The following is a 12365-nucleotide window of genomic DNA, read 5'->3' on the forward strand; positions in this document are numbered from 1 at the left end:
GGTAAAAAAATTTCAAAACATGACAAATGTAAGCTTTTAGGTACATGATATTAGTAATTTTGTAGCTTCAGTTTTATCAAAACACTAAATTATGAACACGAAACTTAGTCTTATTATTTGCACCACTTTATTAGCTTTGGTATCATGTAAGCATGAGCCTAAATTAACCCTAGCAGCCGATAGTAAGCACAAACACCAATGGAGTTATTCTGGTGAAACTTCTCCTGAACATTGGATAGAAATTGAAAAAAACTCTGATTGTGATGGTAAGCAACAATCACCCATAAACATCATTAATATCAATGCAGACTCCATTCCCGCAAAAGGAAAATTAGACATTTTATATACACCTACAACACTTATTAGCAAGGTTGAAAATAACGGACATTCCATTCAATTTGATTTTGAATCTGGCGATTCTATAACCTATAAAAACGAAACATTTTACTTAAAACAAATCCATTTTCACGAACCCTCAGAACATAAAATAAACGGTGTTATATATCCCATAGAGATGCATCTGGTGCATGTTAGTAAATCTGGAAGTATTACCGTTTTAGGTATTTTGGGTGAAGAAGGCGAAGAAAGTCAGCTTTTTGAATTTTTCGAGAGTTTTTTACCACTTGAAAATGGCGCTGTTAAAGACATCCATCAAAAAATTGATTTATCGAGCCTATTTCTTGAAGAAAAACATTACTACTCGTATGGTGGCTCATTAACCACACCACCATGTACTGAAGGTGTTAATTGGATTGTATTTAAAGAGCCTATTATTTTATCGGTTGAAGAAGTTTTAAAGCTTAGAAATAATATGCCTATTAATAATTATCGAAATGAGCAACCTTTGAATGACAGGGTTGTAAAACTAAATTATTAAGACTTACTTTTTTAATACTTATGAATTTTAAAGCCGTTATATTTGATTTAGATGGAACACTTGTAAACTCCATTGAAGATTTAGGTGATTCGTTGAATGAGGTGCTTCGCAATTACAATTACCCAACACATAGTTACGAAGCTTACGAGAATTTTATTGGCAGCGGTATAAGAAGTCTCGTTGTAAAAGCCTTACCAGAAAACCAGCGCGATGAAGCACAAATTAACAGGAGTTTTGATGATATGATGCATGTTTATCGCAGCCAATGTACCAATAAAACAAAGCCTTACGAAGGTATCATCGAATTGCTTGATCAATTAAAAGCACGTCAATTAAAACTTTGTGTTCTATCTAATAAAGCAGATGAGTTTACTAAGAAAATTGTGCAAAATATATTTCCAGGTTATTTTGATTCTATTCATGGATTAAGTCTTGAAGCTCATAAAAAACCAAATCCAATAAAGGCAATTGAGATAAGCAAAAACTTAAACATTAAACCCGAAGAAATCATTTATATAGGCGATACAGGTATTGACATGCAAACGGCAACTAACGCTAATATGTATGCTGTTGGTGTTTTATGGGGATTTAGAAGCAAAGACGAATTAAAAAATACTGGTGCTAAATACATACTAGAGCACCCCTTGGATTTAATGAAGATATTATGATTGAAAACTAAAAAGACCTTGTCTACACAAGGTCTTTTTTTTATTCTAGCTAGATGTTTCTACTTTAAATACGATAAAACATTAGCTTCAATTCGCTTTTGGATGTTACTAACATCTGCCTTAACAAATGTTTCTCCTGTAATGTTTTCGTATAATTCAATATAGCGTTCTGAAACAGATTCAATATACTCATCGCTCATAAAAGGAACGGTTTGCCCTTCTAAACCTTGAAAGTTATTAGCAATTAACCATTGACGAACAAACTCTTTAGACAGTTGTTTTTGTGCTTCGCCTTTATCTTGACGCTCTTGGTAACCATCAGCATAAAAATAACGCGACGAATCTGGTGTATGAATTTCATCTATTAAAACAATTTTACCCTCTTTAGTTTTTCCAAATTCATATTTGGTATCGACTAAAATTAAGCCACGAGACGCCGCAATTTCAGACCCGCGTTGAAATAACTTTCTAGTATAATCTTCTAGAATTACATAATCTTCTTCTGAAACGATACCACGTTTTAGAATATCTTCACGAGAAATATCTTCATCATGGTCTCCCATTTCTGCTTTGGTGGCAGGTGTGATGATAGGATCTGGAAACTTATCGTTTTCTTTCATACCCTCTGGCATAGGTACACCACAAAGCATTCGTTTTCCTGCTTTATACTCTCGCGCAGCGTGTCCAGACATGTACCCCCGAATAACCATTTCTACTTTAAAAGGCTCACACAAATGCCCTACTGCTACGTTAGGGTCTGGTGTTGCTGTTAACCAATTTGGCACTAAATCTTGCGTAGCTGCCATCATTTTAGTAGCAATTTGATTGAGTATTTGCCCTTTATACGGAATGCCTTTTGGCATAACCACATCGAACGCTGAAAGACGGTCTGTGGCAATCATGATTAATTCTTGATCGTTTATATTATATACTTCTCTTACTTTTCCTTTGTAGACGCTTTTTTGTCCTGGAAAATTAAAATTGGTGTCGATTATAGTGTTACTCATTAGTACAGTACTGCTTTTGGCTTCCAGCATTTTGCTATAGGCCTATTTTATTATTTGTTTTATACTTTTCTAAAAAGCCCTAGCCCAGATTGAGGCATTTGTTGGAGCTCCTCGAAGAGAGCGACTGCCGAAAGCTGGAATTAGCTTCAAAAAAAATCACTCTGTGTTTTCTATATTTTTATAAGCGGCAATAACTTTTTTAACGAGTTTGTGACGGATGACATCTTTATCGTCTAGAAAAATCATGCCAACGCCTTCTACATTTTTTAAAATTAATAGCGCTTCTTTAAGCCCTGAAATGGTGCGACGTGGTAAATCTATTTGTCCTGGATCGCCAGTTAAAAGGAACTTTGCGTTTTTACCCATACGCGTTAAAAACATTTTCATTTGGGCGTGAGTGGTGTTTTGTCCTTCGTCTAAAATCACGAACGCATTATCGAGGGTACGCCCACGCATAAAGGCCAATGGCGCAATTTGAATGGTACCATTCTCAATGTAATGAGCCAGTTTTTCTGGTGCTATCATATCGCGCAGCGCATCGTAAAGCGGTTGCATGTATGGGTCTAGTTTTTCTTTTAAATCGCCAGGTAAAAACCCAAGATTTTCTCCTGCTTCAACTGCCGGACGTGTTAAAATAATACGTTTTACTTCTTTATTTTTTAAGGCTTGAACCGCCAATGCAACACCGGTATAGGTTTTACCTGTTCCTGCAGGACCGATAGCAAAAACCATATCGTTTTTACGCATACTTTCTACCAGTTTGCGCTGGTTTGCCGTTTGTGCTTTTATTAGTTTTCCGCCAACGCCATGAACAATAACCTCTCCGCTTTGCTTTGATGTTGTATAGTCGTCGCTACTTTGGCTTGTTAAAACGCGCTCTATAACGTTTTCATCCAATTTGTTATACTTTGCAAAATGCTTTAATAGCATTGAAATACGGCGGTCGAATTCTTCTAATAAATCTTCATCGCCAAAAGCTTTTAGTTTATTTCCGCGAGCAACAATTTTTAATTTAGGGAAATACTTTTTAAGAAGTTCAATGTTAGTGTTTTGAGGACCAAAAAATTCTTTTGGTGATATTTCTTCAAGTTCGATAATAATTTCGTTCAAAAGCGTGTTATTAGTTTAAAGATTTACGATTATAATATATTGAAATAATGTTTACTTAGATGAAATGATTTATTAGTTTTGTAATACAATCATGTGAAACTCAAAAATACATAATTTTGGGTGAGTTAACATTAAAAACATATCAACAATTTGCCCATGGCAATTATAACATTAACAACCGATTTTGGTGAAAAAGATTACTTTGCTGGCGCTACAAAAGGCGCTATTTACAGTGAGCTACCCGATGTTAAAATTGTTGATATCTCGCATTCAGTTTCGCCGTTTAATATTCCCGAAGCGGCTTACATTATTCAAAATGCATATAAAAGTTTCCCGAAAGGCAGCATTCATATTATTGGAATAGATTCTGAGATAAATCCTGAAAATAAACATATTGCCATTAAGTTAGACGAGCACTATTTTATTTGCGCTAACAATGGTATTATGAGTATGATTTGTTCTGAAATAGCACCAGAAAAAATTGTTGAAATAAATATACACGATAAGATTCAAACCAGTTTTCCGGTATTGGATGTATTTGTTAAAGTGGCTTGCCATATTGCACGTGGTGGCACTTTAGAAGTTATAGGTAAATCGATTTCTGAAATTAAGCCTATTAAAAACATTGTGCCTTATGTAAATGATGACAAAACACAGATCATAGGAAGCATCATATACATTGATAACTACGGCAATGTGGTTACCAATATAAAACGTGGTTTTTTTGAAACGGTACAGAAGGGACGTAAGTTTGAAATTTCGGCACGAAACTATACATTTAAGAAAATTTATAATAAATACAGTGATATTGTAAACTTCGAAATTCCTGAAAATAAACGAAACGATGAAGGTAGAAAACTTGTTGTTTTTAATTCGGGAGATTTTTTAGAAATAGCGGTTTATAAGAGTAATAGTGCAACGGTTGGTAGTGCCTCAACGCTTTTAGGTTTAGGCTTAATGGATACCGTTAGTGTTAACTTTATACCAGAACCTGTGTTACCAAAAGGTATTGAAATTCCTGAAAATATAACCAAAGCCGCCGATTATTAATTTAATAAAAATATATGCTAGTAAGAATAGTGAAAATGGGGTATTACAAACAAAATATTGAGGTATTCCTTGAAAATTTTGAAAATACCAAATCTCAAATTAGAGGTTTTGAAGGTTGCCAATTTTTAGAATTATATCGCGATAAAAAAGACCCAACTATATTTTTTACTTATAGCCATTGGGAATCTGAAGAAGCTTTAGAAAACTACAGAAAATCTGAACTTTTTAAAAGAGTATGGAGTAAAATAAAACCGCTTTTTAGTATGAGACCTGAAGCTTGGAGCGTTGATAAATTGGAAACTCTGGAATAAATAGTCTCATAGTATTCAATGACCATATACAGTAAAATAGGATTGATATCATAGTCAAGAAATAAATTTTACATTTGTGAATTCATAGTAAAAAAACTTAATGTTAGCTATACTAAAAAAAGAAATAAACTCATTTTTTGCATCGCCCATAGGCTATTTAGTTATTGGTATTTTTTTAGTGCTAAACGGCTTGTTTCTTTGGTTTTTTAAAGGCGAGTTTAATATTTTAGATTATGGTTTCGCAGATTTGTCGTCCTTCTTTTTATTAACACCTTGGATTTTAATTTTCTTAACTCCTGCCGTAACCATGCGTAGCTTTTCCGACGAGAAAAAACAAGGCACTCTAGAACTATTACTCACTAAACCCATTTCTCATTTCAATATCGTTTTAGGAAAGTATTTTGGGGCTTTTATTTTAATTTTAATGGCGCTTATTCCAACATTTCTATATGTATACACTGTTTATCAATTGGGAAATCCAGTTGGGAACATCGATATGGGCAGCACAATAGGCTCTTATTTTGGATTACTTTTTTTAGTAGCGAGCTATACCGCTATAGGAGTTTTTGCTTCTACACTATCAGATAATCAAATTGTAGCTTTTATTGCTGCTGTTTTTATTTGCTTTGTTTTTTATATTGGATTTGAAGGACTTGCGGAATTTTTATCTAGCGATTTTGTTGAACATTTAGGCATGAGTAGTCATTTTAAAAGTATGAGCCGTGGCGTATTAGATACGCGTGATATCATCTATTTTTTAAGCGTTACCTTTTTCTTTTTATGGCTTACCAAAATAAATATTAATAAAGCAAACTAAATGATTGTAACGCCTTTATTTGTTGTTTTTTTAATTATTGTTTTTGTTGGTGTTTGGCTATTTTTAAATACCATCGATAAACGTAAATGGCTTACGTTTTTAGTAAGTTTAATATTAAGCCCCATAGTGTATTTCTATATGTTTTACCCCATGCTAAATATTATTAGCAGCTATCATCATCAAAAATATTTTGATGCCGAAGCTTGGGAAGAAAAACCAGCATTACGCTATGAAATGGCTAACCAAATGCTAAAAGACAGCCTATTAATTGGGAAAAATAAAGATGACATTGAAACCCTTTTAGGCGAACCAGAGTGGTTGGGATGGGATGAAAATATTAAAGCCATTTCACCAGAAAAATGGAATTACAACATGGGTTTTGTTCCGGGCGCTTTTAATAATATGCAAGAATGTATTGAGCTTCAATTTGAAAATAATAATGTCACATCGGTAAGACCATATCAATTAGAAAAGACTTTTGAATAAAACAATAAAACATATAGTCATTCTTATCATCGCTATAATTGCGATTAATCTACTAAGCAGTAAATTGTTTAAACGTTTCGATTTAACTGCCGATAATCGTTATACTTTAAGTGCATCTGCTACCGAAATTATAAAAGATTTAGATTCGCCAATCGTTATTGATGTGTTTTTAGAAGGCGAAGATTTTCCATCGGAATTCAGACGTCTTCAAAAGGAAACAAAACAGTTATTGGAGGAGTTTGCAACGATAAACAACAATATTGTTTTTAACTTTTTAAATCCGCTTGAAAATGAATCCACACGAGAGCGCAACATACAGCAACTTACCCAACGTGGATTAACTCCAATGCAACTCAGCGTCCAAGAAAATGGTAAAGCTACACAAGCTGTTATTTTTCCTTGGGCTTTAGCTAGTTATAACGAACAAACGGTTATTATTCCTTTGGTAAAAAACAAAATTGGCGCCTCGCAACAAGAATTGGTTTCCAATTCTGTGCAACATTTAGAGTATGCTTTTGCGGATGGGTTTAGTAAACTTATCAACCCTAAACGGCGCAAGATTGCCATTTTAAAAGGCAACGACCAATTACAAGACAGATACATAGCCAACTTTGTTAAAAAACTAGGCGAGTATTATTACATCGCGCCTTTTACTCTTGATAGTGTGGCAACTAATCCGCAAAACACGCTTAACGCGATTAAAGATTTCGATTTAATAATTTCAGCTAAACCTACAGAAGCCTTTTCTGAAGACGAAAAATTTGTACTGGACCAATTCACCATGAACGGAGGTAAAAGTTTGTGGCTCATTGATGCTGTTGTTATGGAAAAAGACAGTTTGTACAACGACACTGGGAAAAACTATGCCGTTTCAAGAGAATTAAACCTCACTGATTTCTTCTTTAAATATGGCGTTCGCATAAATCCATACATGGTAAGTACGCTATACTCTGCTCCTATTACCTTGGCTATGGGCGAAGGAAGTCAGTCGCAATTTCAGCATTTAAAATGGCCTTATTCACCTTTGGCAAATACCAACAGTAATCACCCAATAGTTAACAATTTAAATTTAGTCAAATTCGATTTTGCTAATCCCATCGATACTTTAAAAAACAGCCTAAAAAAAACCATACTTCTTGAAACAGCAACACTTACTAAACTAGAAGGCACACCAAGAGAAGTGAGTTTAAGGTTGGTAACGCAAGAGCAAAATCCGCAATCGTTTAACAAAGGCAACCAAAATTTGGCGGTTTTAATTGAAGGTGAATTCCAATCGGTTTACAGCAACCGCATACCTCCTTTTAATATTCAAAAAGCGTTAAACAAAAGCATTCCAACAAAAATGATTGTGATAGCCGATGGCGATGTAATTAAAAATGATGTGATTAGAAATGTGCCTCAAGAATTAGGTTTTGACCGTTGGACAGGACAAACTTATGGCAACAAAGAATTTTTACTGAATGCCGTGAATTATTTATTAGACGATAACGGACTTATAAACATTCGCTCCAAAGAAATTGCTGTAGCCTTCTTAAATCAGCAAAAAATAGCTTCAGAAAAAACCAAGTGGCAACTTATAAACATCTTACTACCACTTGTTTTACTACTTGTTTTCGGATTTATATTTAACTACTTCAGAAAGAAAAAATACGCTTCTTAAATGTTAATAAGTTTGTTTCGAAATATAGACTGTATGGAATATATTTGTAAGTAGCGATTTTATAAACTAACACGTATTTTACATAGATGAAATTTATAGTATCAAGTACTTATTTATTAAAACAATTACAGGTTTTAGGCGGTGTAATTAATAGCTCGAACACCCTACCGATTTTAGACAACTTTTTATTTGAATTAGATAATAACCATTTAACGGTTTCTGCAAGCGATTTAGAAACTACAATGGCGTCGACTTTAGATGTTGAAAGCGAAAGCAAAGGAAGTGTTGCTATACCTGCACGATTATTATTAGATACTTTAAAAACCTTTCCTGAGCAACCCTTAACTTTTGTTGTTGAAGACAATAACACCATTGAGATTAGCTCAAATCATGGTAAATATGCTTTAGCTTACGCTGATGGCAACGAATTCCCAAAAGCTGTGGCTTTGGAAGATCCGAGTAAAACAGTGATTACTGGCGATATTTTAGCGACTGCCATTAGCAAGACTATTTTTGCTGCTGGTAACGACGATTTACGCCCTGTAATGAGTGGTGTATTTTTTCAGTTTTCTACTGAAGGTTTAACTTTTGTAGCTACCGATGCGCACAAATTGGTAAAATACACGCGTGAAGATGTAAAAGCAAATCAAGTTGCAGAATTTATTATGCCTAAAAAACCTTTGAATTTATTAAAAGGAATTTTAGCCGCTAGTGACGATGAGATTGCTATTGAATATAACGACAGTAATGCCAAATTCACGTTTGAAAACTCGGTATTAATTTGTCGATTGATAGACGGGAAATATCCAAATTACGAAGCAGTAATTCCAAAAGAGAACCCGAATAGATTGGTAATAGATAGAAACCAATTTTTAAATTCGGTACGTCGTGTTAGTATTTTTTCTAACAAAACGACACATCAAATACGATTGAAAATTGCTGGTGCCGAACTTAATATTTCTGCAGAAGATATTGATTACAGCAACAAAGCAGAAGAACGTTTAACCTGTGATTATCAAGGTGATGATATGCAAATCGGGTTTAACTCACGCTTTTTAACTGAAATGCTGAATAACTTAAATTCTGATGAAGTACAATTAGAAATGAGTATGCCAAATAGAGCAGGTATTTTAACCCCTGTTGATGGTTTGGATCCTGGTGAACAAGTAACTATGCTTGTAATGCCTGTAATGTTGAATAATTAATTTATTCCCACGAAGGTGGGAATCTCATGATATTTAAGCAGTAATCTTTAATGAGGTTGCTGCTTTTTTTGTAACCTAAAGGTAAGCACTTGACTTTGTCAGAAAAATTATTAACTTCGTTTAATAATTGATAAAGTTTATTGAAACGGAACTTTATCTTTGCGTTGTGCATAATTAAAAAATGACCTTACTTCCAATGCAATTTCGTACAAAAATAAAGTATAGCAAGTTCAACAAGCTTGATAAAGCTGACATTTTTAATGTAATAGAAAGATATCTGAATGAAGAAAGATTTAATTATAGCGTTAGAAAAAAGAACAAGATAATATTTCATAAATCTGATGGATGGACATCTTTTAACGCAAAATCTTTTTTGGTAAGCGGAATAGTCAAGGTAACAGAGAAAGATGACGGATTTGAAATTATTAATGGAAATTGGATGGTTTTTCTAATTGCAATACCATTCCTTCTAATTATATTTTTAGCCGATTCTGACTTTTCAACTATTGACGAAAATGATATAAGAATTATTAAATATTTTTTTACGGTAATCTTCGGAGGAAACCTGATTATTCGATTTTTTGCGCATCTGACTTTTAAAACAAAAATAAAAGAACTGATAAAAACTATGCACAACACCGTATAAAAATAATTGCTAAATTAGTGCTTAACCAAAGGTCGTTGCAATTTTGTTACGTCTGATTTTCCTTCGGAAAATCTTCGCACACAAACACGCAACTTTCCATATACATTAACGTTAAACGAACCTCCCCAAAAGCAAACCAACATTTTATTTATAAATTAATTTTGCAAATACCCGCATTAAGGATTGCAGTGGAAAGCCCACAGCGAGGTACGAGCGAGGACTTGTAACGGAAAGCCTGACCCGACAGGGGAATGCCCAAATTATAAATAAAAAAAACGCCCACTAAAAAGTGAGCGCTTAATTATCTCGGTTAACTAAACTAACTAATAAAATTAAGAGATAATGGGTATGTTGGTGCTTCTCCTCTGCTTGCTTTTATGGCATTTACTATGGGAAATACGATGGAAATAATACCTAAACCAATAAATCCTAAAAGGCCTAAACCAAAGAGTAATATTAAAGGTATGCAGATAATGCAATACAGAATTAAACTTAACTGGAAGTTAATAATGTTTTTACCGTGCGTATCCATTTGATACACTTTTTCTTTTTGTGTAAGCCACAGCACTAAGGGTAATATTAAGCTCCCAAAACCAGTTACTAAACTTATTAACTGACTTAAATGTGTGATGACTAATAATTGATTGTCTTGTCTCATGATGATTAATGTTTTGATTGATACTTATTTGACGAAAATCAACATGAAATGTTACACCCAAGATGCTATTTTAACAAAGTATTAATGCTTTACTTATGCTGCATAACCAATAGCGGGATATCTATTTTAAAGGCATAACGTTCTACGGCATGGGTTTTAAACAAGCGTTCTAGAAAGGAGTGCTTTTTATTCATAATGGCCAGCATATTAACGCCGTTTTTATGAATATAATCGCTTACGACGCTAAACATTTCGTTACTTGGTGTATCGATATATTCGTGCTCTGCATCACTGAAGTTGGTTGCGAAAAAATCGATATTATCATAAGCATCATAGGCCAAATGGTTTTGATCTGCCAAATGAAGAATTTGCAATGAGGCGTTATTGGTGGTTATAATTTTGTTTAAAATTTCAAGTTCTTCTTTTTGAAACCGTTTAGAGTTTGTCGTGGCAAAGGCCACATGATTAATTTTATTGAACTTATACTTATCTGGGATAGCCAATGCTGGTGTATTACAACGTTGCATAACCCGAACGGTATTACTCCCAAAAAGTACTTTTTCTAGTCCGGAAGCACCCTTAGTACCCATGATTATTAAATCGATTTGATGTTTGTCGCATACTTGATTTACGGAATCTATAAAATTATCATAATCGACAATGGCATGAAATTCATGTTTATTATTATAAAATTCTTCTTTTAGCGTAGTAATGATGTTGTCTATAGATTTTTTAGCGGCATTAATAAGGGTTTTATAGATGGTAGTAGATGAGTTGACCACCATCATATCATCTGTAATAAAAGACGATGCTTTTTGTACATTCAGGATATAAAACTGACACTTTTTGTCTTTTAAAAACTCTAAAGCATAATAAATAGCATTTATTGAGTTTTTTGAAAAGTCTGTTGGTAAAAGTATATTTTTCATGAGTACAACAAATTAATTACCTAGTAAACTTATTACGAAAACCTTGTAAAAACTATGATATAAGTCAGTTAACCCATGCTATGATATTATCTTTAATAAATTAGTATAATAATTTTAAGGATTGTATTTTCGGCACAATAAATGATTAATTGTACGTTATAATCTAAATCATAATTTATGACACGTATTGCCCTATTATTTTTGTTTCTAGTTTCTTTGACACTACATGCACAAAATACTGCCATTGGTTTTAATGAAAAATTAACTTACACGGCTTCATATAACATGTCTGGTATTTTAACCGATTTGGCTGAAGTAACTATGGAAACCACTCCCGTGCAAACCTCGAAAGCCAAATTGTTACGTTTAAAATGTAAAGCCACCACATACAGCAAATGGGATAACTTTTTTAAAATTAGAGACTTATACGAAAGTTACGTTAACCCAAATTCGTTAAGGCCATATTTATACAATCGAGATATTAATGAAGGTGGCTACCACAAAAACATGAAGTACACCTTTAGTCATAAAACCAAAACAGTAAAAACGGTTCAGACTAAAAAAAGCGGTTGGCAAGAGAAAAAAACAGTTTCTATTGGTACGGACACAAAAGATATTATTTCAACGTTGTATACCATCAGAACCTTCGATTTAACTAATTTAAGCCCTGGCACAAGTAAAATATTTACCATCTTATTTGACCGAGAGGAGATAAAAGCAAAAGTAACATATCTAGGCAAAGAAACTATTCCTACGGCTATTGGCAGCAAAACGTGTTACAAAATATCGTTAGGTTCTGCAAGTTCAAATACGGTAACTGGCACGCTTTGGTTAACTGCAGACGAGAATAAAATTCCAGTTTATGGGAAATTTAAAATTCCTGTAGGTACAGGTGAGTTAAAAATAAAATCGGCATCAGGACTAAAAAATTAATTGAATAG

General features: G+C 33.5%; 14 protein-coding genes. 10 read left to right on the plus strand and 4 right to left on the minus strand.

Annotation, left to right across the window (positions count from 1 at the left end):
- The first annotated feature begins 91 nt into the window (after nt 1-91).
- On the plus strand, nt 92-877 hold the full coding sequence (locus BUA46_RS05210) for a carbonic anhydrase (RefSeq protein WP_019387241.1): 786 nt from the start codon (nt 92-94) through the stop codon (nt 875-877).
- Between the two features lie 20 nt (nt 878-897).
- Nucleotides 898-1545 carry an HAD family hydrolase gene (locus BUA46_RS05215; protein ID WP_019387242.1) on the plus strand — a complete coding sequence of 216 codons (648 nt, stop codon included), beginning with the start codon at nt 898-900 and terminating at the stop codon, nt 1543-1545.
- A gap of 59 nt (nt 1546-1604) precedes the next feature.
- On the opposite strand, the gene BUA46_RS05220 is transcribed toward BUA46_RS05215, so the two are convergent.
- Both BUA46_RS05220 and BUA46_RS05225 read right to left on the minus strand, forming a co-directional pair.
- Nucleotides 1605-2552, minus strand: coding sequence for a phosphoribosylaminoimidazolesuccinocarboxamide synthase (locus BUA46_RS05220; protein WP_026010007.1), 948 nt, complete (start codon nt 2550-2552; stop codon nt 1605-1607).
- Nucleotides 2553-2708: 156 nt separating this feature from the next.
- Complete coding sequence (locus BUA46_RS05225) at nt 2709-3662, minus strand: PhoH family protein (protein WP_019387244.1); 954 nt, start codon at nt 3660-3662, stop codon at nt 2709-2711.
- A 156-nt stretch (nt 3663-3818) separates the two neighbouring features.
- Between BUA46_RS05225 and BUA46_RS05230 the strand changes: the two genes are divergently transcribed.
- The 7 genes from BUA46_RS05230 (at nt 3819) to BUA46_RS05260 (ending at nt 9837) form a co-directional block, all read left to right on the plus strand.
- Complete coding sequence (locus BUA46_RS05230; protein ID WP_019387245.1) at nt 3819-4712, plus strand: SAM hydrolase/SAM-dependent halogenase family protein; 894 nt, start codon at nt 3819-3821, stop codon at nt 4710-4712.
- 14 nt (nt 4713-4726) lie between these two features.
- Nucleotides 4727-5023: a putative quinol monooxygenase gene (locus tag BUA46_RS05235; protein WP_026010008.1), complete on the plus strand. Its 297-nt coding sequence runs from the start codon at nt 4727-4729 to the stop codon at nt 5021-5023.
- Between the two features lie 100 nt (nt 5024-5123).
- The gene (gldF, locus tag BUA46_RS05240; RefSeq protein ID WP_019387247.1) at nt 5124-5840 is read left to right on the plus strand and encodes a gliding motility-associated ABC transporter permease subunit GldF; all 717 of its coding nucleotides are present in this window, start codon (nt 5124-5126) and stop codon (nt 5838-5840) included.
- Nucleotides 5841-6326 carry a hypothetical protein gene (locus BUA46_RS05245; RefSeq protein WP_019387248.1) on the plus strand — a complete coding sequence of 162 codons (486 nt, stop codon included), beginning with the start codon at nt 5841-5843 and terminating at the stop codon, nt 6324-6326.
- Nucleotides 6319-7986 carry a gliding motility-associated ABC transporter substrate-binding protein GldG gene (gene gldG / locus BUA46_RS05250; RefSeq protein ID WP_026010009.1) on the plus strand — a complete coding sequence of 556 codons (1668 nt, stop codon included), beginning with the start codon at nt 6319-6321 and terminating at the stop codon, nt 7984-7986. The genes BUA46_RS05245 and gldG overlap by 8 nt, the downstream gene beginning before the upstream one ends.
- 86 nt (nt 7987-8072) lie before the next feature.
- On the plus strand, nt 8073-9191 hold the full coding sequence (gene dnaN / locus BUA46_RS05255; RefSeq protein WP_019387250.1) for a DNA polymerase III subunit beta: 1119 nt from the start codon (nt 8073-8075) through the stop codon (nt 9189-9191).
- A gap of 181 nt (nt 9192-9372) precedes the next feature.
- Nucleotides 9373-9837: a hypothetical protein gene (locus tag BUA46_RS05260; protein ID WP_019387251.1), complete on the plus strand. Its 465-nt coding sequence runs from the start codon at nt 9373-9375 to the stop codon at nt 9835-9837.
- Nucleotides 9838-10156: 319 nt separating this feature from the next.
- Here the strand turns inward: BUA46_RS05260 and BUA46_RS05265 are convergent, their stop codons facing one another.
- Both BUA46_RS05265 and BUA46_RS05270 read right to left on the minus strand, forming a co-directional pair.
- Complete coding sequence (locus BUA46_RS05265; protein WP_019387253.1) at nt 10157-10495, minus strand: DUF4870 domain-containing protein; 339 nt, start codon at nt 10493-10495, stop codon at nt 10157-10159.
- A gap of 89 nt (nt 10496-10584) precedes the next feature.
- Nucleotides 10585-11424: a universal stress protein gene (locus BUA46_RS05270; RefSeq protein WP_019387254.1), complete on the minus strand. Its 840-nt coding sequence runs from the start codon at nt 11422-11424 to the stop codon at nt 10585-10587.
- A 177-nt stretch (nt 11425-11601) separates the two neighbouring features.
- Between BUA46_RS05270 and BUA46_RS05275 the strand changes: the two genes are divergently transcribed.
- Nucleotides 11602-12357, plus strand: coding sequence for a DUF3108 domain-containing protein (locus BUA46_RS05275; protein WP_019387255.1), 756 nt, complete (start codon nt 11602-11604; stop codon nt 12355-12357).
- Nucleotides 12358-12365 lie beyond the last annotated feature (8 nt).

It is taken from the genome of Algibacter luteus, assembly GCF_900141715.1.
Classification (GTDB): domain Bacteria; phylum Bacteroidota; class Bacteroidia; order Flavobacteriales; family Flavobacteriaceae; genus Arenitalea; species Arenitalea lutea.